The sequence below is a fragment of the Spirillospora sp. CA-142024 genome (assembly GCF_050942325.1).
In the GTDB taxonomy this organism is placed as follows: domain Bacteria; phylum Actinomycetota; class Actinomycetes; order Streptosporangiales; family Streptosporangiaceae; genus Spirillospora.
In genome coordinates this window covers 2,335,152-2,354,553 of the sequence record NZ_CP192077.1, presented here as the reverse complement: position 1 = coordinate 2,354,553, position 19,402 = coordinate 2,335,152, and the positions used below count along the sequence as shown (strand labels likewise).

Below are 19,402 nucleotides of genomic sequence, written 5' to 3'. Positions count from 1 at the left end.
CCTCCTGGGGTCGTGGACGGGACGCGCCCCCGGGCGGGAGGTCACCCGGGGGCGCGTGGGAGCGGTACCGCCGTGGACGGAACGGCGATGCCGCGGCTCGGGGGGGACGGGCTCAGCCGGAGACCGGGAGGCTGATGTACCGCGCCCGGTAGATGCTCACGTCCCGGTAGTTGTCGTTGGTCGGGCCCTTGGTGGCGTCCAGGCTGTTCACGTTGTAGGAGATGACCAGGCTGCCGTTGGACGACAGCGACGCGTGCTGGTGGGCGTTGTAGGTGAAGATGTCCGGGTCGCCGTACGAGCCGAACTGGCCGGTCTCGGGCGTCTGGTAGACGGTCTGCTCACCGGTGAAGGGGCCGTCCGCCGCGCACGACAGCAGGACGTCGATCTCGGAGCCGAACGCGATGTTCGCGTCCTGGTTGACCATGATGAAGTGCGAGCCGCGCTTGGCCACACTGAACTCGTTGGACACGCCGCTCATCAGCCGCGCCGAGTCCGTCTCCGCGTCCGACCAGCCGGAGGCCGTCCGGTACTCCCACGTTCCGCGCAGGTCCGTGCCGCTGACGCGCGCGATGTGCAGGTACTTCGTGTTCACCTGCGTCTCGGGATCGATGTAGTCCTCGGTGCCGTAGATGTAGGTGAAGCCGCCGTCCCTCAGGAGCGCCGACCCCCACTGGGTACCGGACGCCGACGGCATCGCCTTGACCTGCGTGGGCGTGGCCAGGTTGCCCGTGGAGAAGCGGGCCAGGACGTTGTCCTTGAACTTCATGTCCCACCCGGTGCCGTTGTCCGGGTCGGGGTCGTAGTACTCGCGGTAGAGCTGCTGGACCTCCGAGCCGCTCTGGGTGAGGTCGCCGGCCCAGTACCAGTGGGCGGCCTGCGCGGGCGGCATGACGGCCTTCGGCGCGGCGGCCGACCCGCCGTGCACGGTGGTGAGCGCACCTCCCGTCGCCTGGACGACGAACGAGTTGTTGATGAACGGCGTCGTCCCGCCCTCCTCGATGACGACCGGGCGTGAGCCGTTCGCGTTCACCTGGCCGAGGAAGGTGTCGGAGTAGGCGTAGACGATGCGTCCGTCCGAGAGCTTCAGGGAGTAGGTCGTGTCCGCGCCCGTCCAGTCGTCCAGGAGCGTGTTGCTGTTGCCGTACGAGGTGAACTTGCCGTTCAGCGAGGTGTTCTTTGTGGCCGTGCCGAACGTCGGCGGGGCGTGCCCGGAGCAGGTCGGCGCGGCGGCCTCGGCGGCATGACCCTGGCCGCGGGCCTTCTCGTGGCCCTTTCCGATGAACGGGCCGCGCCCGTTCGAAGGGCCGTGGCCGTGCGTGTCGGCGATCGCCGGCAGGGCGGGTGCGGCCGCGAGCCCGGCGCCGAGCAGCAGCGCGGAGGCGACGGCCGCGGCGCGCGTGCGGCGCCGCCCCGCGTGGACGGATGAGGGCCGATCGGGTGATGAAGGACGGGACTCCTGCATGGAAACCTCCGCGAGGTCGCTGTCACACGCCGCTCGTGCGCCCCACATCATGAGTCATCAAATGACTTGGTGTCTAGATCTTCAAGAAATCAGGTCCGGGTTTCCGGCAGCGCGGCGGGGTTGCGGGCCAGCAGGCCCCCGTCGACGCGATGCTCGGCCCCGGTCACGAAGGACGAGCGCGGCCCGGCGAGGAACGCCACCACCTCGGCGACCTCCGCCGCGGTCGCCACCCGGCCGAGCGGATGCGCCCGCCCCCACTCGGCCACCTGCGCGTCCTGGCCCGTCTCCCCGCGGAACAGGTCGGCGGCCCAGCGCAGCATCGGGGTGTCCACCGAGCCCGGGCAGACCACGTTCGCGCGGATCCCGTCGGCCGCGTGGTCCAGCGCCATCGCCCGGGTCAGCGCGTTGATCGCGGCCTTGCTCGCGCTGTAGGCGGCGACCCGGTCCTGGGACACGAACGCCTGCACCGAGGACATCGTGACGATCGTCCCGCCGCCCCGGCGGCGCAGCTCGGGCACGGCGGCGCGGCAGGCGAGGAAGACGCCCTTGACGTTCACGCCGAGCACCTCGTCCCACAACGCCTCGGACGTCTCCTCGACCGTCCCGTACCGCTGGACGCCCGCGCAGGTCACGACAACGTCAAGGCCCCCGTGCCGGGACACCGCCGTCCCGACGAGACCGTCCATCTGCGCGGCGTCGGTCACATCGGCCTCGACGCCGGTGACCTCCAGGCCGTCCGCGCGCAGCTCGTCCTCAGCCCGCCGGACCTCGTCCTCGCCGAGGCCGCAGAAGACCACGGCGGCGCCGTCCCGCGCGAGCCGTTCCACCACGGCCCGGCCGATGCCCAGCGACCCTCCGGTCACCACGGCGACCCTGCCCTCGAACTCCGTCATAGATCTCCTCCGATGACGCCCGCGCGCAGCCACAGGCTCCTCGTGGCGTGCGGGCCGAGCCTGAGCGCGGTGCCGTTGGCGACCGCCGCCGCCAGCCCGTCCGTCGGGTGTCCGGCGAACGGCTCCAGGCCCATCACGTACGCGCGCCCCCACCACGGATGGCCGGTGGTCGCTCCGGACTCCTGCCACAGCCACAGGTGCGGGAGGACCGCCGCGTCCCAGCGCACCCGCATCCCGAGCCCGCCGTCCGGGTCGACGACCTCGTAGCGGCCCTCGTCCAGGCCGGTGAGGTAGACGATCTCACTCGGCGCACCGTACTCGGGGACGACGCCGAGATCGACGACCCCGCCGCCGTCCGCCGGAACGCGCGGCCACGCGTGCGGCCCTCCCGCCCGGACACGCCTCCCGCCGGGGGCGATCGCGGTCTCGTGCGGGACGACCCGGACGCCGTCCGGGAGCCTGATCCGGTGCCCGGGACGCAGGAAGGGCGCGCCGAACACGATGTGGTGCCCCCACATCGCGCGCAGTTCCACCCCGGACTCGTTGGCCAGCTCCTCCTCGACGAGGAGCTCGGCCTCCCCCGACCGCAGCCGGAGCATCTTGGTCACCCGGAGCGGCATCCGGCGCGCCCGCACGGTCAGCCGGACGGCGACCTCCGCGGCGCCGTCGGCCACGATGTCGGCGTCCCAGGGCAGGCCCGCCACCTCGCCGTGCTGCGCGAACGCGGCTCCCTCGTAGGTGCTCGGCGCGCCGCCGTTCGGCAGGACCTCCTGCCACCCGCCCTCATAGCCGTCGAGGAACGCGGCGACGTCGTCGGCCGCACCGCCGGCGACGTCCCGCGGGTTGCGCAGGCCGTCCGGCGAAAGCCACACGAAGTCCATGTCGCGCGGCTTGTAGCAGAACTCGGCGATGTCGCCGCCCTTGCCCGCGAGGACGGTCACCCGCAGCAGCTCGTTCTCCAGCACCAGGGCGTCCAGGCCCGACCAGGTGATCTCGTGGACCCGGGCGCCCCAGTTGCGGGAGGGCCGGTGCCGGCGGTAGCCCATCAGCTCCAGTGCTCCGCGCCGTTGAAGGCGAAGTCCTGGCCGGGGACGTACATGGGGCGCGGCTGGTACTCGTTCACGCCCGGATCGCCGCGCAGCAGCAGCGCCGACGGGAACGGCAGCGGCTCCTCCGTGATCCTCGTCGACGTCGGGATGTACCGGATGGTCAGCCCGCAGCGCCGGTAGGGCGAGTCGTTGGCGTTGCTGCCGTGCATGATGTTCGGGTGGTGCACCTCGACGTCGCCGGGTTCGAGGACGAGGTCCACGGCGTCCGACTCGTCCACGCCGACCGCGCTCTCCACACCGAAGACGGCCTCGGCGTCGTCACGTTCGCGGACCTCGTGCAGCTCCTCCTTGTGACTGCCCGGAATGACGCGCAGGCAGCCGTTCTCCGGAGTCGAGCGGTCGATGGCGAGCCAGAGCGTCACGACGCGCATCGGGTCGAGCGGCCAGAACGCGCCGTCCTGATGCCAGAGGACGGCCTTGCCCGTGAAGGGCGGCTTCGAGATGTAGGCGGAGGCGAACAGGGCGATGTCGGGTCCGACGAACCGCTCCGCGACGTCCAGGAGGCGGTCGTCGGAGACCAGCCGCACCCAGAACGGGTCCCGCGCGACCAGTTCGGTGGACAGGTCCTCGCCGGTCCGCTCCGGGTGGCGCCGCTGCAGCCAGCGGACATGCTGGTCCGCCTCCGCGATCAGCGCCGGGTCCAGCACGTTTCTGAAGATCGCGTACCCGTCGTCGGCGTAGCCTCGCATCGGATCGTCCATGGGCGTCCCTTCTCCGTGCAGCTCTCCGTCAGCGCGACACCCGAAGTCTTAGTCATCAGATCACTTGCTGTCTAGATGTATCGTCTCCTCTGCCCGACCGAGGAGAGGAGCCGCCGTGCGCACACCGGACGACCGTCCCGCCCGGATCGCCCTGATCGGCGAGTGCATGATCGAACTGAGCCATGTCGCCCCGGACCGGCTCGCGGTCGGCTACGCCGGGGACGCCTTCAACGTCGCCGCCTACCTCGCGCGCAGCGCGGCCCCCGGCACGGCCGACGTCCAGTTCGTCACCCTCGTCGGCGACGACCCGTACAGCACGGAGATGCGGGAGTCCTGGGCCGCCCGCGGCGTCGGCTCGGAGCACACCCGCGCCGTCCCCGGCGGCCAGGCCGGCCTCTACCTGATCCGCACCGACGCGCACGGCGAGCGGACGTTCCACTACTACCGCTCCCGGTCGGCCGCCCGCGGCCTGTTCGGCCCCGCCCAGCCGGCCGAGATCGACGCGGCCGTCGCGGCGCACGACGTCGTCTACCTGTCCGGGATCACCCTGTCGATCATGACGCCCGGCGCCCGCGCCCGCCTCCTCGCGGTCCTGGACGAGACCCGCCGCCGCGGCGGGCTGGTCGCGTTCGACGGCAACTACCGTCCCGCCGGCTGGCCCTCCCCCGAGGCCGCCGCCTCCGCCATGTCCGCCGTCCTGGCCCGGACCGACATCGCCCTGCCCACCCTCACCGACGACCGGGCCGTCTTCGGAGACCGGACCGCCGCCGACGCCGTCGGGCGGCTGCGCTCCGCCGGAGTCGGCGAGATCGCCGTCAAGATCGGTGCCGAGGGCTGCGTGATCGCCGACCGCACGACCGCGGAGGCCGTCCCGGCCCTCCCGGACGTGACCGTGATCGACACCACGGCGGCGGGCGACGCGTTCAACGGCGGCTACCTCGCGGCCCGCCTGGCCGGCGCCGGCCGCCGCCGGGCGGCCGAGGCCGCGAGCGCCCTGGCCGCCGAGGTGATCACCCACCGCGGTGCCCTCCTCCCGGCCGATACGGAACACCTCCTTCCCCCCGCCGCGGACATTGGTGAGAAAGCCACGCGCGGCGGAGTCTCGTTGCACGGCTCGCAGGCGGTAGTTTCGAATGCAGCGGGACCATCCTGCGAGGGAGTGACGTGACAGAGGAAACCGCTGCAATACCGGCCAGTACGAAGTTGTCCGTCCGCGACGTGGTGACGGTGAAGCTGCCCGCCGCGAGCGCCTACCTGTCCGTTCTGCGGACCGCCACCGCGGGGCTCGCGGCCAGGCTGGACTTCACGCTGGACGAGATAGAAGACCTGCGCATCGCCGTCGACGAGGCGTGCGCGATGCTGCTCGCCCAGGCCCTGCCGGGAACCGATCTGACGTGCGAGTTCGAGCTGACCGGGGACGCCATGCGCATCTCCGTGTCGGTCCTCACGGTGGACGGCGAGGAGCCCAGCCGCGACACGTTCGCCTGGACCGTCCTGTCGTCCCTGGCGGGCGAGGTGGACGCCCGGGTGGGCTCCGACGACCGGGTCACCGTGACGCTGCAGAAGCGGCGCGGTGCGGCGGGGGCCCCGTGACGGAGAAGACGACGACGGAGCAGACGACGGTCGCCGGGGCGAGTACCGAGCGGTCGGAGAGCGCCGTGCCCGACCGCGCGCGGGCGCGCGCCCTGTTCGAGCGGCTCGCCGTGCTGCCGGAGGGCGACCCGGAGCGCCAGCGCATCCGCGACCAGCTCGTGGAGCTGCACCTGCCGCTGGTGGAGTACCTCGCCCGCCGGTTCCGCAACCGCGGCGAATGGCTGGACGACCTGATCCAGGTCGCCACCATCGGCCTGATCAAGTCCATCGACCGGTTCGACCTGGAGCGCGGCGTGGAGTTCTCCACCTACGCCACGCCCACGATCGTCGGCGAGATCAAGCGGCACTTCCGCGACAAGGGCTGGGCCGTGCGCGTCCCGCGCCGGCTGCAGGAGCTGAAGCTGTCGCTGACGAAGGCGATCAGCGACCTCGCCCAGCGCGAGGGCCGGGCGCCGACCGTCAGCGAGCTGGCCGCGCACCTGCAGATGAGCGAGGAGGAGGTGCTGGAGGGCCTGGAGTCGGCGAACGCCTACTCCACCGTGTCCCTCGACGCCCCCGACTCCGGCGACGAGGACGCCCCCGCGGTCGCCGACTCGCTCGGCATGGTGGACGAGTCGCTGGAGGGCGTGGAGTACCGCGAGTCGCTCAAGCCGCTGCTGGAGAAGCTCCCCGCGCGCGAGAAGAAGATCCTTCTGCTGCGGTTCTTCGGCAACATGACGCAGTCGCAGATCGCCGCCGAACTCGGCATCTCCCAGATGCACGTGTCCCGGCTGCTCGCCCGCACCCTCGCACAGCTCCGCGAGGGCCTGACCGCCGACGAGTGAGAACGTCAGGGCCCCGGGTCCGTTCCGGGGCCTCGGCCTGCCCGGTCAGTCCTTGGTGGGCTGTTCGTTCAGGCGGTCCCTGAGCCGGCGCCCGAGGGAGCGCGGCTCCTCGGCGGCCGGTGCACCGGCCGCGGCGGTCTTCGCGGGAACGGCTTCCTCCCGCACGTCGCCGTCACCGTCGTCCTCGTCATCGTGGTCCTCGACGAGCCAGGCGGTGCTCGGCGGGCTGAGCACGGCGATCAGCGCGAGGATCGCGACCACGCCCATCGGGATCGCGATGCCGGGACGCTCGCTCTGCCACAGCGACCAGGCGACCGGCAGCGCGAACAGCTGGGTCAGCACCGCGGGGGCGCGGCTCCACTGGCCGGCGCGCAGCAGCCCGCGGGCGCAGGCCAGCATGCCGAGGCCGCCGGCGAGGGCGAGCACGGTGACCCCGATGGCGCTCGCCGGGTCGACGGCCGCGCCGGTGGCCGTCTCGACGCCGGTGTAGGCGCCGAATCCGACGGCGGCGAGGCCCTCCGCGGCTTCGAGGGCGGCGGCGGCCTGCACGGTGATGGGACGCTTGGTCACACCCCGAAACCCTACTCGCACGGTGCCGCGGCCCGTCCCCCGGGCGAACCGCCGGAGAACGCATCCGGAACGATCGATACCCTGACGCCGTGCGCGCCATGCTCATCGCCAACCCCAAGGCGACCTCCACCTCCCGGCGGGCCCGCGACATCCTCATGCGGGCGTTCACCGGCGACCTCGACCTCGTCCTCGCCGAGACCGGCCACCGCGGCCACGCGACCGAACTGGCCCGGCAGGCGGCCGTGGACGGCTACGACGTCGTGATCGCGCTCGGCGGGGACGGGACGGTCAACGAGGCCGTCAACGGCCTCCTCGCCGACGGCCCCTCCCCCGACCTGCCGGCACTGGCGGTGCTGCCGTCCGGGAGCGCGAACGTGTTCGCCCGCGCGCTCGGCCTGCCCGACGACCCGATCGGCGCGACGAAGGCGGTGCTGGAGGCCCTGCGGGCCGGACGGCACCGCACGGTCGGGCTCGGCACGGCCTGCCACCCGGGCGGCACCGAGCGGTACTTCACGTTCTGCGCGGGCGTCGGGCTGGACGCGGAGGTCGTCCGGGAGGTCGAACGGCGGCGCGACGCCGGGTTCCGGGCCGACCCGTCGCTGTATGTGCGGACGGCGGTCCGGCATTTCTTCTCCGGAACGGACCGGCGGCGTCCCGCACTCACTTTGGAACAGCCAGGCCGCCCGCCGAAATCGGGCTTGTTCCTGGCGTTCATCTCCAATACGTCGCCGTGGACTTTCATGGGCCGGCTTCCCGTGAATCCGAGTCCGAAGGCGACCTTCGGGCGCGGCCTCGACGTGTTCGGAATGCGTTCCCTGGAGGTCGGCCCGACGCTCGGCGCGCTGGCCCAGATGCTGACGGCGCGCACCCGCCCCCTGCAGGGCAGGCACGTGGTGAACGTGCACGACGCGGCGGAGGTCACGCTGCGGGCCGAGCGTCCGGTGGCCTTCCAACTGGACGGCGACTACCTGGGCGAGCAGCACAGCGTGACGTTCCGCTCGGTGCCGAAGGCGATCCGCATCGTCATTTGAGGACGCTCGGGCCGCCAGGTGAGAGCCAAGCAACACGTTCGTCTCGCGGGTGTGACACATGCGACACCCATACTTTGAGAATCCTTTCTCAAAGGTCTTGCGTCGACCCTGCCCTCCTGAAACGCTCAAAGTGCGCCAGCCGACAGAGGCCCCAACGCCGCCGGTCGTCTGCTCGCGGCGCCGCCGAACAACCACCCCTGGACCTGGCCACAGCCACCCCGGGCGTTCGCGACATGTGAAACCGTTCACAAAAGTGGAGTGTCTCCACCACCTGACGAAGGAGTGGACCGCATGGACTGGCGCCACCGCGCAGCCTGCCGTGACGTGGACCCCGAGCTGTTCTTCCCGATCGGCAACACCGGGCCCGCGATCCTGCAGATCGAAGAGGCCAAGCAGGTATGCCGGCGCTGCGACGTCAGCGACGCCTGCCTCCGCTGGGCGCTGGAGTCCGGCCAGGAATCCGGCGTCTGGGGCGGCATGGGCGAAGACGAGCGCCGCGCCCTGAAGCGCCGCGCCTCCCGAGCCCGCGCACGAGCACGTATCTGATTGCGTTTCTCTCCTCCTTCGGGCCTGGCGGCCCTCCATCGTCGAGAAAAGCGGGCGATCGCCAGCATCGCTCCGACTCGCCTTGCGGCTCGCTGCGCGATCAGTTTCTCGCAAGCTCGAAACTGGCTTCGCACGCGATCGCAAACCCTAAGGTCGTCGACGGCTGAGGCGCCGGTCGCTCAATGTGCAGCAACGGGTTGCACCGTGCTGACACGGTGATCGGTGTGCGGTCAGGTGCGTGCTGGGCGGTGGTTGTGGTCCAGGGGGATGTCGACGACGACCTCGGTGCCGCCGCCGTCGCGGGGGCTGAAGTCCAGGCGGCCGCCCAGTTCCCCGACGATCAGCGTCCGGACGATCTGGAGCCCGAGGCTGTTGGTGCTCTCCACGTCGAAGTCCTCGGGGAGCCCCACGCCGTCGTCGGCGACGACGGCCACGAGCCGCCGGCCGGACGGCGGCTCCCCGCCGGTCTCGTCCGCGGGCGTCCGGGGCTCGTCGGCGCCGGGCGCGGACCACTCGCCCCAGAGCGGCACGCCGCCCGGCTTACGGGGCGGCTCGCCCTCGCCGTAGCGGTGCGCGACGACCTCCAGCGTTCCGAAACGGTGCGCGAGACCGTGCTCCAGGGCGTTCTGCAGCAGCTCGGTCAGGGCCATCGCCAGCGGTGTGGCGATCTCGGCGGGCAGGACGCCGAAGCTGCCGGTCCGCTTGGGCGCGACCTTCGTCTCCGGTGTGGACACCTCGCCCGCCATCGTGATCACCCGGTCCGCGATGTCGTCGAAGTCGATCAGCTCGTCCGGGGTGTGCGACAGCGTCTCGTGCACGATCGCGATGGATCCCACGCGCCGGACGGCCTCGTCCAGCGCGGCCCGGCCCTCCGGGATGCGCAGCCGCCGGGCCTGCAGCCGCAGCAGCGCCGCGACCGTCTGCAGGTTGTTCTTCACCCGGTGGTGGATCTCCCGGATGGTGGCGTCCTTGGTCATCAGCTCCCGGTCCCGCCAGCGCAGCTCCGTCACGTCCCGGCACAGGACGATCGCGCCGATCCGCGTCCCGCCGACGACCAGCGGGATCGTGCGCAGCTGCATGATCGAGCCGCGCGACTCGACCTCCACCTCGCGCGGGGCGCGGCCGGACAGCACGACGCTGAGCGCCTCCTCCCGCGGCTCGCCGGTGTCGCACAGATCCGCGGTGACCTGGCCGAGCGCCTCGCCGACCAGGTCGGCCGGGAAGCCGAGCCGCCGGTACGCCGACTGCGCGTTCGGGCTGGCGTAGGTGACCTTGCCGGAGCGGTCCAGCCGCATCAGCCCGTCCCCGACCCGCGGCGAGCGGACCATGTTCGGCTCCTCGCCCGGCACCGGGAACCGTCCCTCGGAGATCATCGTGGCGAGGTCGCTGGCGCTCTGCAGGTAGGTCAGCTCCAGCCGGGACGGGGTGCGCGCCGAGCTGAGGTTCGTGCTGCGCTGGATCACCCCGAGGACCTTGGCGCCGCGCCGCACCGGGATCGACTCCTCCCGGACGGGGATGCCGCTGCCCCACTCGGGGTCGCCCTCCCGGACGATCCGGCGCTCCCGCCACGCCACGTCGATCAGCCCGCGCCGGCCCGTCCGGACGACCTTGCCGACGAGGTCCTGCGGGTAGGCGGTGGGCCCGGTCGTCGGCCGCATCTGCGCGATCGCGACCCAGCCGGGCACGGTCGCGCCCGTGTCCAGCGCGCCCCGCTTGCCGCGGTCCGCGCGGGACGTCCCGCCGGCGGGCAGCGTGTCCGCGGACCGCAACGGCACCCACAGCAGCAGGTCCGCGAACGACAGGTCGGCCAGCAGCTGCCAGTCGGACACCAGCGCGTGCAGCCACTCCAGATCCGTCTCGGTGAGGTCGGTGTGGTCGCGGACCAAATCGGTCAATGTAGGCACGCGACCATCATCGCCCATCGGGTTTGGAGCGGGGGCCGCTGCCCCGCACCCTGCGCGACCTGGCAGGATTCCCGCATGACCGGTGAAGCAGACCCCCTGGCCCGGCTCCGGCACGCGGCCGCCCTGCGCGCCGAGGCCGGGCTGCGCAGGACGCTGCGCCCCCGTCCCGACGGGCTCACCGACCTGGCGTCCAACGACTATCTCGGACTCGCCGGCGATCCGCGGCTGGTCGAGGGCGCGGTCGCCGCCGCCCGCGCATGGGGCACCGGCTCCACCGGCTCGCGCCTGGTCACCGGGACGACCGGGCTGCACGCCGAGCTGGACCGGCGGCTCGCCGCGTTCACCGGCAGCGCCGCCGGCCTGGTGTTCTCCTCCGGCTTCCTCGCCAACCTCGGCGCCGTCACCGCCCTCGCCGGACCCGGCACGCTCGTGCTGTCCGACCAGGTCAACCACGCCTCGATCGTGGACGCGTGCCGGCTCTCGCGCGCCCGCGTGGTGATCGTCCCGCACCGGGACACCGCCGCCGTCGAGCAGGCCCTCGCCGACCGCGAGGAGGACCACGCCCTCATCGTCACCGACGCCGTGTTCTCCGTGGACGGCGATCTCGCGCCGCTGCGCGCCCTGCACGCTGCCGCCCGGGCGCACGGCGCGCTGCTGGTGATCGACGAGGCGCACGCGCTCGGCGTCGTCGGCGACCACGGAAGGGGCGCCGCGCACGCCGCGGGCCTCGCGGGCGAACCGGACGTCGTCCTCACCCTCACATTGTCGAAGTCGCTGGCCTCCCAGGGCGGCGCGGTGCTCGGCGCGCCCGAAGTGATCGAAACGCTGGTCGACACCGGGCGATCCTTCATCTTCGACACCGGGCTGAACCCGCCCGCCGCCGGCGCCGCCCTCGCCGCCCTGGAGATCCTGGAATCCGACCCGGAACTCCCCGGCCGGGCCCGCGAGCGGGCGCTCCGGCTGGCAAACCTCGCGGCCGGTTCCGGCCTGGAGACCACCGACCCCGCGGCGGCCGTCGTCCCCGTCTTCCTCGGCGAGCCGCACGCCGCCGTCCGGGCCGCCGAGATCTGCGCTGAGCACGGCCTCCGCGTCGGCTGCTTCCGTCCGCCGTCCGTCCCGAAGGGCCGCGCCTGCCTGCGCCTCACCGCCCGCGCGACGCTGGACGAGTCGGACCTCACACGGCTCCGGGCGGCCCTGGCGGAGGTGGCGTCTTCTACCGGCCGTAGTCTTCACACATAACATCGGGGAGAACCCGTGATGAACGTGAGGAGATGCCGTGACGGAGGTCAGGGGCGGGCCCCGGCACGGGGGCGGACTCGAGCACGGATTCGACCGGGCCTCGCTCGGCGACATCGGCAGGCGCCACCCTAACCAGGCGCCCCGGATCCCCAAGTACTACAAGCTCAAAGAGCTGCTCGTCGAGCTGATCCTCTCCCTGCCGGCCGGCAGCCCGCTCCCGCCCGAGCGCACGCTCGCCGAGAAGTACGAGACCTCCCGCACGACCGTCCGCCAAGCGCTCGCCGAACTCGTCGTCGAGGGACGCCTCCAGCGCATCCAGGGCAAGGGCACCTTCGTCGCCAAGCCGAAGGTCGCGCAGGAGCTCCAGCTCGTCAGCTACACCGAGGACATGCGGCACCACGGGCTGCGCCCCGAGACCCGCATCCTGGAGGCCGGCTACGTCAGCGCAGACGAGCGCCTCGCCGCCCTCCTCGGCATCCGCCCGGGCGGACGGGTCCTGCGCGTCCACCGGCTCCGCCTCGCCGACGGCGAGCCCATGTCGATCGACACCTCCCACCTCCCGGCCCGCCGCTTCCCCGGCCTGCGCCGCGAACTCCCCCGCCACCACTCCCTGTACGAGACGCTCGCCACCGCCTACGAGGTCCACCTGACCGAGGCCGAAGAGACCATCGAGACCGTCCTCGCCACCCCCCACGACGCGCAGCTCCTGGGCGTGGACGTCGGCCTCCCGATGCTCCTCCTCTCCCGCCACGCCTTCGACGCGACGGGCCAGCCCGTCGAATGGGCCCAGTCCCTCTACCGAGGCGACCGCTACAAATTCACCACCCGCCTCAGCCGCTGACCCCCGCCCGGCCCTCAAGATTTTCGACCACAGGTTCGAAGGATCCGACTACGCTGGGTACATCCCTTCTCTACGATGACCGGGAGCAGATCGTGAGGGAGGAGTCACACGGCGTGAAAATTCTTTCAGACGAAGAAGTGTCGCTGTTGCCCGATACGCCCTACAACCTGTGGGTGCGCGGGGACCTTGATGACTACGTCGACACCTCCGAAGGATCCCGGATCGAGATCATCGGAGGACAGGTCGTCGTGTCGCCGCCCCCCGAGTTCCCGCACAACGCAATCAGTGGGGACATCAACTACGCGTTCGTGCGCGCTCATGTGCTTCAGCCCGACTACGCCTGGAGGACCGACCAGGGGACTGGATTGTCTCTTATCGGAGTGGGAGACGGTTTCATCCCAGATCTGATGATCCTGGATCAGGAGGTCTTCCTGGCCGCGCGGCGCTCCGATGTGCGGACGCTGGTTCCGGACCAGGTCGAACTGGTCGTGGAGGTCACCTCCTACAGCAACGCGAAGTACGACCGGCAGCCCACCGGAAAAGGACGCGGCAACAACAAGTGGAACGGCTACGCCAGTGCCGAGATCCCTTACTACCTGCTGGTCGACCGCGATCCAAAGGTCGCGCAGTCCATCCTGTACACCATCCCGGACCAGACCCTGGGCGCGTATCTGCACCAGGAGGCTTGGGAGTTCGGCGAGACGATCCGCCTTCCAGACCCGTTCGACATCGAGATCGACACCGCCGAGTGGAAGCCCTGGAGCGAATAGGAATGGGCTACTACGTAGTACATCAGTTCTACTACATCGAACTCCCGGACAGGCCGTACAACCTCTCCAAGTCCCAAAATGGAGGCCTTGAAAGAGGAGTACCGCCGGGCATGGGAGGAGAAGGACAGCGACCCTGATGCTGGATTCTCCGAGCTGTGACGCCCCTACAAGGTCTGGCTCAGGGCCTTGACGGGCATTTGGAGGTCGGTGAGGAGGTCCAGGTCCTTCTGGGCGGGGCGGCCGAGGGTGGTCAGGTAGTTGCCGACGATGATGGCGTTGATGCCGCCGAGCATGCCGTCCCGGGTGCCGAGGTCGCCGAGGGTGAGTTCGCGGCCGCCCGCGTAGCGCAGGATGGTGCGGGGCAGGGCCAGGCGGAACGCGGCGATCGTCTTGAGGGCCTCCGTGCCCTCGACGAGCGGGTAGCCGGCGAACGGGGTGCCGGGACGGGGCGCGAGGAAGTTCAGCGGCACCTCGTCGGGCTCCAGCTCGGCGAGCTGCGCGGCGAACTCGGCGCGCTGCTCGATGGTCTCGCCCATGCCGACGATCCCGCCGCAGCACACCTCCATGCCGGCGTCCTTGACCATGCGGAGGGTGTCCCAGCGCTCCTCCCACGAGTGGGTGGTGACCACGTTCGGGAAGTGGGAGCGGGCCGTCTCCAGGTTGTGGTTGTAGCGGTGGACGCCCATCGCGGCCAGCTCGTCCACCTGCTCCTGGGTGAGCATGCCGAGCGAGCAGGCGATGTTGATCTCGACGGCGTCGTTGATGGCCTTGACGCCCTCGCGGACCTGCGACATCAGCCGCTCGTCCGGGCCACGGACGGCGGCGACGATGCAGAACTCGGTCGCGCCGGTCTTCGCGGTCTCCTTCGCGGCCTCGACCAGCTCGGGGATGTTCAGCCACACCGACCGGACGGGCGACTCGAACTTGCCTGACTGCGAGCAGAAGTGGCAGTCCTCCGGGCAGCCGCCGGTCTTCAGCGACACGATGCCCTCGACCTCGACCTCCGGCCCGCACCAGCGCATCCGGACGTCGTGGGCGACCGCGAGCAGGTCCTCCAGCCGGTCGTCCGGCAGGGTCAGCACCTCCAGGACCTGGTCTCGCGACAGGCCCTGGCCCTCGTCCAGTACCTGGCGGCGGGCGATGTCGAGGATGTCCGTCACGTGTTCTCCTTGTCGGGGCCGAAGCTGTCGCGGAAGGCGGCGGCGTCGAAACCGCCGCCGAACGAGGGGGCCAGGCCGCAGTGCGCGGCCAGCAGGAACTCCGCAGGGTCCAGGGCGCCCGCGCCGGCGGGCAGCGCGCCCGACAGCGGCCGGGCCGCGATGGTCTCCAGGTCACGGATGTTGCTGCGCATGGCGAGGTCCGGGTCGTCCGGCCAGGCGCCGATCACCACGCCGGCGAGCTGCACCCCGCGGTGCGCCATCGCCTCCAGGGTGAGCGCGGTGTGGTTGAGGGTGCCGAGGTCGGGGCGGGCCACGACGACGACGGCGGCGCCGAGCCAGCGCGCCAGGTCCGCGATCGTGGTGCCCTCCTCGTCGTAGCGGACGAGCAGCCCGCCCGCACCTTCGACCAGCACCAGGCGCCGGCTGCTCGCCAGTTCCTGGACGCGTTCGGCCACGTCCGGCAGCCGGACGGGCGGGACCCCGGCGCGGCGCGCGGCGGCGGCCGGGGACAGCGGGTCCGGGAACCGCGCGAACTCGTGCACGTCATCAAGCCCGGCGAGCCGGCGCACCTCCGCGAGATCACCGGGCTCACCGGCGCGGGCGCCCGTCTGGCCGGGCTTGACGACGGCGACCGGCGCGCCGCGCACGGCGGCGACCGCGGCCAGTGCCGCGGTGACGACGGTCTTCCCGACACCCGTGCAGGTCCCGGTGACGATGAGCACGCTCACAAGGCGGCACACTAGCGCGGGCCCTCGACCCGGTCCGCCGCCGGACCCCACAGTCTTCGACCGGGAGATTTTGTAACCGGCGGAACCCGGGCAGGCGCCGTGGCGTCCAAGCGTCATGGCCGGTCCGCACACACGCTCCCGCCGGGTGCCGGCACTCGCCTGCGCCGCCATGGCCGCCTGCGCCGCACTGACCGCGTGCGGCGACGACTCCGGCACGGCGGCGCCCGCGTCCCCCGCACCCGCCACGTCCGCGACGTCGTCGCCCGCCAAGGACTCCCCCACGGGCGAGAAGCTCGTCCTGCGCTGGCGCAAGACCGGCGGCATCGCCGGTCTCGGCCGCCCGGGAAGCCTCCCCGAGTTCTCCCTCTACTCCACGGGACGCGCGGTGGCCGCGTCCCAGAACCCCCAGGGCAAGCCGACCGAGTACCGCCTGAAGCCGGACGCGGTGCGGCGCCTCCTGGACGAGGCCCGCGCCGCCGGCCTCGACCGCTCCCACACGGTGGGCTCCGGCGAGATCGCCGACGCGATCACCACGGTCGTCACCATGGGAGACGCGACGACCCGGGTCGTCCAGCCCGAGTCGCAGGCAGGCCCGGAGGCGCGGTTCCTCAAGCGGCTCGACCCGGCCGGATGGTCCGCATCCGACCAGGCCGCCGAGCCGAGGCCGTACACGCCGGCGAAGACGGCCGTGCTGGCGGGCCCGGCCACAGGGGGCACCGTCAAGAACTGGCCGCTGGAGCCGCTCGGCAAGGGCGCCCAGGTGGGCGCCGCCGTATGCACTCTCGCCCATCCCAAGAAGGTCCCCGCGACCGGCGGCGAGGTCGCCTGGCGCAGCGAGGGCAAGACCTACTCCGTCCGCCTCCGCCCCCTGCTCCCCGGCGAGTCGTCCTGCCAGGACCTCGGCTGAGCCCGCCGGCCGTCCAGGTTGCCGCCACGGCCATCCTGGACGTATGAATTCCAAGGGAGAACGCCCTCCGCATGAGGGCGTCCCTTGATCGTCCGGAACAGGGTGGCGGAGAGTGAGACTGTGATCGTTCGGGTGGCTCGGACGGACGAGTACGAGCTGGTCGGCGAGCTGACCGTCGAGGTCTACGTACACGGCGGGCTGGTGAATCCCGCGTCGCCGTACGTGAGCACGTTGCGGAACGCCGCCGACCGGGCCGCCAACGCCGAGTTGCTCGTCGCCGAGGTCGAGGGCGAGGTGGTCGGCGCGGTCGCGTACTGCCCGCCCGGGAGCCCCTACGCGGAGCTGGCCGGGCCGGACGAGGCGGAGTTCCGGATGCTCGCCGTCCGGAAGACGGCGCGCGCCAACGGCGTCGGACGTGCCATGGTCCGTGCCTGCGCCGAGCGGGCCCGGACGGCGGGGCTCGCCGGGCTGCGGCTGTCGACGCAGCGGAACATGGACTCCGCCCAGCGTCTCTATGAGCGCATGGGGTTCGTACGCACCCCCGACCGGGACTGGGCGCCCGCCCCCGGCGTGGACCTGCTGACCTACGCGCTGTCCTTCTAGGACGCGTTCGCCATCGCGCCGTGGGCGGAGCAGCGGGCCGTCCAGCCCAGCGGCGTGACCTGGACGATCATGCGGCGGCGGCAGTGCGCGCAGTAGCGGGGCGGTTCCATCTCGCGGGCGGCGCGGCAGGACGCGTGGTCGCCCTCGGCGGCCGGGTCGCCGCAGCGGTCGCAGTAGATCGGGTCGTTCGGAGGCACGGCGTCACCCTACGCGGGCGCGCATGCGCCCGACGATCCCGGTGTCGTAGCCGCCGTCCGCGAACTCGGGACGGCCGAGGAGTTCGCGCAGGAAGCGCAGGTTCGTGGGCGGCCCCTCGATGCGGAACGCGTCGAGGGCGGCGCGGGCGCGTGCCAGCGCGTGGGCGCGGTCGTCGCCGTGGACGCACAGCTGGGCGAGCAGCGGGTCGTAGGAGGAGGTGACGGTGTTGCCCTCGGCGTATCCGGCGTCGATGCGGATGCCGTCGCCGACGGGCTCCTCCCACACCGTGATCTCGCCGGTGCCGGGCAGGAACCGCCGCGGGTCCTCCGCGTGGATGCGGAACGCGATCGCGTGGCCGCGCGGCGCCGCCTCGGTGAAGGAGACGGGCTCGCCGGCGGCGACGCGGAACTGCTGCTCCACGAGGTCGATGCCGGTGACCGTTTCGGTGAGGGGGTGCCCGGCGTCCAGGCGGGTGTTCATCTCCAGGAAGAAGAAGTTCTGCGTAGCCGGGTCGACGAGGCATTCGACGGTTCCGGCGCCGCGGTAGCCGACCGCCTCGCCCGCGCGGACGGCGGCGGCGAGCATCCGTTCGCGCAGTTCCGGGGTGATGCCCGGTGACGGTGTCTCCTCGACGACCTTCTGGTGGCGGCGCTGGACGGAGCAGTCGCGCTCGCCCAGCGCGAGGACGGTGCCGTCGGCGAGGCCGAGGATCTGCACCTCCACGTGCCGGGCGCCCTCCACGAACCGCTCCAGCAGGATGTCCCCCTGCCCGAAGAGCCGCTCGGCGCGGGTGCGGGCGGTCTCGAACGCCTCGCGCAGCGACTCCGCTTCGTACGCGGCGGCCAGGCCGATGCCGCCGCCTCCCAGGGCGGGCTTCACCATGACGGGGTAGCCGATGCGCTCGGCCTCCTCGACGGCAGTCGCGGCGTCCGGGACGGGCTCCCAGACGCCGGGCGCGACGGGGACGCCCGCCTCCTTCATCAGGTTCCGGGCGTTGATCTTGTCGCTCATCCGCGCGATGGCGAGCGGCGGCGGGCCGACCCAGACGAGGCCGTTCCCGGCCGCCTGCCGCGCGAACGCGGCGCTCTCGGCGAGGAACCCGTAGCCGGGGTGGACGGCCTGCGCGTTCGTCCGGCGCGCTGCCTCCAGCATCGCGGCGGTATTCAGGTAGCCGCGGGACGGGTCGGCGGGTCCGATCAGGACGGCCTCGTCCGCCTCCGCCACGAAGGGCAGGCCTTCGTCGGCCTCCGAGTACACCGCGATGGCCTTGAGCCCCATCGCGCGGGCGGTGTGCACGATCCGTCCGGCGATCTCCCCGCGGTTCGCCACGAGCACGGACTCGAACACCTGCGGACCCCCCTCGCGAATCGGGCGGGACGGGCGTCCCGACCCGGCCGAGACTAGTGGGGGCGGCCCCGTCGCGTCCGGCCGTGGGGCCCGCAATTGCCGGTCCGTTGATTTGCGCCGGCGGGTGGCCGCGCTACGCGGGGGTGAGGAGGCCGGCGTCCACGACGGCCCTGCCGAAGGGCCGGGCCAGTTCGGCGAGGCGCCCGCAGCCGTCCTCGCCGAGGGCCGAGTAGGCGGGGAGTGCCAGCGCGTCGGTGCGGTCCTCGATGTGCCGGCGGAAGTCCTCGCCCTCGGTGGTGAGGGATTCGCCGTCCAGCAGGCCCCGGCCCCGAAGACCCTCGACGGTCGCGTCCCATTCGGCGGCGGGCCACGCCCGGGTGGCCTTCAGGAAAGGCGTGGGGATGGTGCCGGTGGCGGCGTGCAGGACGAGGGCCTCCAGCGGGGTGACGCCCTCGGCGGTCAGGACGGCGACGTGCCCGTCGCCTCGGAACTCACGCAGCAGGGTCTGGGCCCACCAGAGCTGGAGGATCGGCTCGTCCGGCCAGGGCAGGGCCGCGTGCGCCGCGTAGAGGGGCCGGCCCTGCGCGTGGTCGCGAGCGCCCTCGGCGGCGCGGCGGGCCAGGGCGAGCGTCTCCTCCAGGCCGGAGAGCCGGTCGACGCCGGCACGGCGGAGGGCGGCGCCCGCCGCGTCCGCCCGCGCGGCGAGCAGTTGCTCCGGGGTCGCCTTCTCCCAGGCCGCCGGGAGCGCGCGGCGGACGACGGCGGGGTTGAAGTTGTAGAACGTCGCGATGACGACCTCGGCCGAGGCGCGTCCGAAGGCCGCCGCGCGGGAGGCGAAGTAGCCGGCCCGTGCGTCCAGGCCGAGTGCGGCGTACCGCTCGGGCGCCTCCGGCACGAAATAGATCATGCCGTGCACCGGTTCCAGCCGCCGCCATGCCTGCCGTGCCGCTCGCATCCGCCGCCTCCGTGTCGCCCT

Annotated in this window: 21 protein-coding genes; 10 read left to right on the top strand and 11 right to left on the bottom strand. The window is 72.3% G+C overall.

What is annotated here, in order from left to right; all coding sequences use genetic code 11:
• Positions 1-112 precede the first annotated feature (112 nt).
• The 4 genes from ACQPZP_RS11380 to ACQPZP_RS11365 all read right to left on the bottom strand — a co-directional run bounded on the left by ACQPZP_RS11380 (position 113) and on the right by ACQPZP_RS11365 (position 4,165).
• On the bottom strand, positions 113-1,462 hold the full coding sequence (locus ACQPZP_RS11380) for a DUF4185 domain-containing protein (protein ID WP_433477598.1): 1,350 nt from the start codon (positions 1,460-1,462) through the stop codon (positions 113-115).
• 89 nt (positions 1,463-1,551) lie between these two features.
• On the bottom strand, positions 1,552-2,355 hold the full coding sequence (locus ACQPZP_RS11375) for an SDR family NAD(P)-dependent oxidoreductase (RefSeq protein ID WP_433477597.1): 804 nt from the start codon (positions 2,353-2,355) through the stop codon (positions 1,552-1,554).
• Positions 2,352-3,401: a DUF4432 family protein gene (locus tag ACQPZP_RS11370; protein WP_433477596.1), complete on the bottom strand. Its 1,050-nt coding sequence runs from the start codon at positions 3,399-3,401 to the stop codon at positions 2,352-2,354. The genes ACQPZP_RS11375 and ACQPZP_RS11370 overlap by 4 nt, the downstream gene beginning before the upstream one ends.
• A complete protein-coding gene (locus tag ACQPZP_RS11365) occupies positions 3,401-4,165 on the bottom strand; it encodes a phytanoyl-CoA dioxygenase family protein (protein ID WP_433477595.1) in 765 nt (254 codons plus the stop codon). Before ACQPZP_RS11365 ends, ACQPZP_RS11370 begins: the two co-directional genes overlap by 1 nt.
• Before the next feature lie 115 nt (positions 4,166-4,280).
• Between ACQPZP_RS11365 and ACQPZP_RS11360 the strand changes: the two genes are divergently transcribed.
• The 3 genes from ACQPZP_RS11360 to ACQPZP_RS11350 all read left to right on the top strand — a co-directional run bounded on the left by ACQPZP_RS11360 (position 4,281) and on the right by ACQPZP_RS11350 (position 6,582).
• Positions 4,281-5,333: a sugar kinase gene (locus tag ACQPZP_RS11360; RefSeq protein ID WP_433477594.1), complete on the top strand. Its 1,053-nt coding sequence runs from the start codon at positions 4,281-4,283 to the stop codon at positions 5,331-5,333.
• Positions 5,330-5,758, top strand: a complete 429-nt coding sequence (locus tag ACQPZP_RS11355) for an anti-sigma factor (protein WP_433477593.1) — start codon at positions 5,330-5,332, stop codon at positions 5,756-5,758. The genes ACQPZP_RS11360 and ACQPZP_RS11355 overlap by 4 nt, the downstream gene beginning before the upstream one ends.
• Before the next feature lie 65 nt (positions 5,759-5,823).
• On the top strand, positions 5,824-6,582 hold the full coding sequence (locus tag ACQPZP_RS11350) for an RNA polymerase sigma factor SigF (protein ID WP_392901449.1): 759 nt from the start codon (positions 5,824-5,826) through the stop codon (positions 6,580-6,582).
• 45 nt (positions 6,583-6,627) lie between these two features.
• Here the strand turns inward: ACQPZP_RS11350 and ACQPZP_RS11345 are convergent, their stop codons facing one another.
• A complete protein-coding gene (locus tag ACQPZP_RS11345; RefSeq protein ID WP_433477592.1) occupies positions 6,628-7,152 on the bottom strand; it encodes a hypothetical protein in 525 nt (174 codons plus the stop codon).
• Between the two features lie 89 nt (positions 7,153-7,241).
• Here ACQPZP_RS11345 and ACQPZP_RS11340 point away from each other — a divergent pair, with 89 nt between their 5' ends.
• The gene (locus ACQPZP_RS11340; protein ID WP_433477591.1) at positions 7,242-8,183 is read left to right on the top strand and encodes a diacylglycerol/lipid kinase family protein; all 942 of its coding nucleotides are present in this window, start codon (positions 7,242-7,244) and stop codon (positions 8,181-8,183) included.
• Between the two features lie 291 nt (positions 8,184-8,474).
• The gene (locus ACQPZP_RS11335; RefSeq protein ID WP_433467702.1) at positions 8,475-8,729 is read left to right on the top strand and encodes a WhiB family transcriptional regulator; all 255 of its coding nucleotides are present in this window, start codon (positions 8,475-8,477) and stop codon (positions 8,727-8,729) included.
• 230 nt (positions 8,730-8,959) lie between these two features.
• Here ACQPZP_RS11335 and ACQPZP_RS11330 read toward each other — a convergent pair whose 3' ends face one another.
• Positions 8,960-10,633, bottom strand: coding sequence for a histidine kinase N-terminal domain-containing protein (locus ACQPZP_RS11330; protein WP_433477590.1), 1,674 nt, complete (start codon positions 10,631-10,633; stop codon positions 8,960-8,962).
• Positions 10,634-10,708: 75 nt separating this feature from the next.
• Between ACQPZP_RS11330 and ACQPZP_RS11325 the strand changes: the two genes are divergently transcribed.
• The 3 genes from ACQPZP_RS11325 (at position 10,709) to ACQPZP_RS11315 (ending at position 13,483) form a co-directional block, all read left to right on the top strand.
• On the top strand, positions 10,709-11,872 hold the full coding sequence (locus tag ACQPZP_RS11325; protein WP_433477589.1) for an 8-amino-7-oxononanoate synthase: 1,164 nt from the start codon (positions 10,709-10,711) through the stop codon (positions 11,870-11,872).
• A 112-nt stretch (positions 11,873-11,984) separates the two neighbouring features.
• Entirely contained in the window at positions 11,985-12,713 is a 729-nt protein-coding gene (locus ACQPZP_RS11320; protein WP_433469944.1) for a GntR family transcriptional regulator, read from the top strand.
• A gap of 113 nt (positions 12,714-12,826) precedes the next feature.
• Positions 12,827-13,483, top strand: coding sequence for a Uma2 family endonuclease (locus tag ACQPZP_RS11315; RefSeq protein ID WP_433477588.1), 657 nt, complete (start codon positions 12,827-12,829; stop codon positions 13,481-13,483).
• A gap of 164 nt (positions 13,484-13,647) precedes the next feature.
• Here the strand turns inward: ACQPZP_RS11315 and bioB are convergent, their stop codons facing one another.
• Together bioB and bioD are read right to left on the bottom strand one after the other, a co-directional pair.
• Positions 13,648-14,643 (bottom strand): biotin synthase BioB, encoded by a 996-nt coding sequence (gene bioB / locus ACQPZP_RS11310; protein ID WP_433477587.1) that lies wholly within the window; start codon positions 14,641-14,643, stop codon positions 13,648-13,650.
• Positions 14,640-15,371: a dethiobiotin synthase gene (gene bioD / locus ACQPZP_RS11305; protein ID WP_433477586.1), complete on the bottom strand. Its 732-nt coding sequence runs from the start codon at positions 15,369-15,371 to the stop codon at positions 14,640-14,642. Before bioD ends, bioB begins: the two co-directional genes overlap by 4 nt.
• 145 nt (positions 15,372-15,516) lie before the next feature.
• Between bioD and ACQPZP_RS11300 the strand changes: the two genes are divergently transcribed.
• The gene (locus ACQPZP_RS11300; protein WP_433477585.1) at positions 15,517-16,278 is read left to right on the top strand and encodes a hypothetical protein; all 762 of its coding nucleotides are present in this window, start codon (positions 15,517-15,519) and stop codon (positions 16,276-16,278) included.
• A 132-nt stretch (positions 16,279-16,410) separates the two neighbouring features.
• The gene (locus ACQPZP_RS11295; protein ID WP_433477584.1) at positions 16,411-16,881 is read left to right on the top strand and encodes a GNAT family N-acetyltransferase; all 471 of its coding nucleotides are present in this window, start codon (positions 16,411-16,413) and stop codon (positions 16,879-16,881) included.
• Here ACQPZP_RS11295 and ACQPZP_RS11290 read toward each other — a convergent pair.
• The 3 genes from ACQPZP_RS11290 to ACQPZP_RS11280 form a co-directional block, all read right to left on the bottom strand.
• Positions 16,878-17,078, bottom strand: a complete 201-nt coding sequence (locus tag ACQPZP_RS11290; protein WP_433477583.1) for a hypothetical protein — start codon at positions 17,076-17,078, stop codon at positions 16,878-16,880. The two genes, ACQPZP_RS11295 and ACQPZP_RS11290, sit on opposite strands and share 4 nt — an antisense overlap.
• A 4-nt stretch (positions 17,079-17,082) precedes the next feature.
• Entirely contained in the window at positions 17,083-18,426 is a 1,344-nt protein-coding gene (locus ACQPZP_RS11285) for an acetyl-CoA carboxylase biotin carboxylase subunit (protein ID WP_433477582.1), read from the bottom strand.
• 133 nt (positions 18,427-18,559) lie between these two features.
• A complete protein-coding gene (locus ACQPZP_RS11280) occupies positions 18,560-19,381 on the bottom strand; it encodes an SCO6745 family protein (protein ID WP_433477581.1) in 822 nt (273 codons plus the stop codon).
• Positions 19,382-19,402 lie beyond the last annotated feature (21 nt).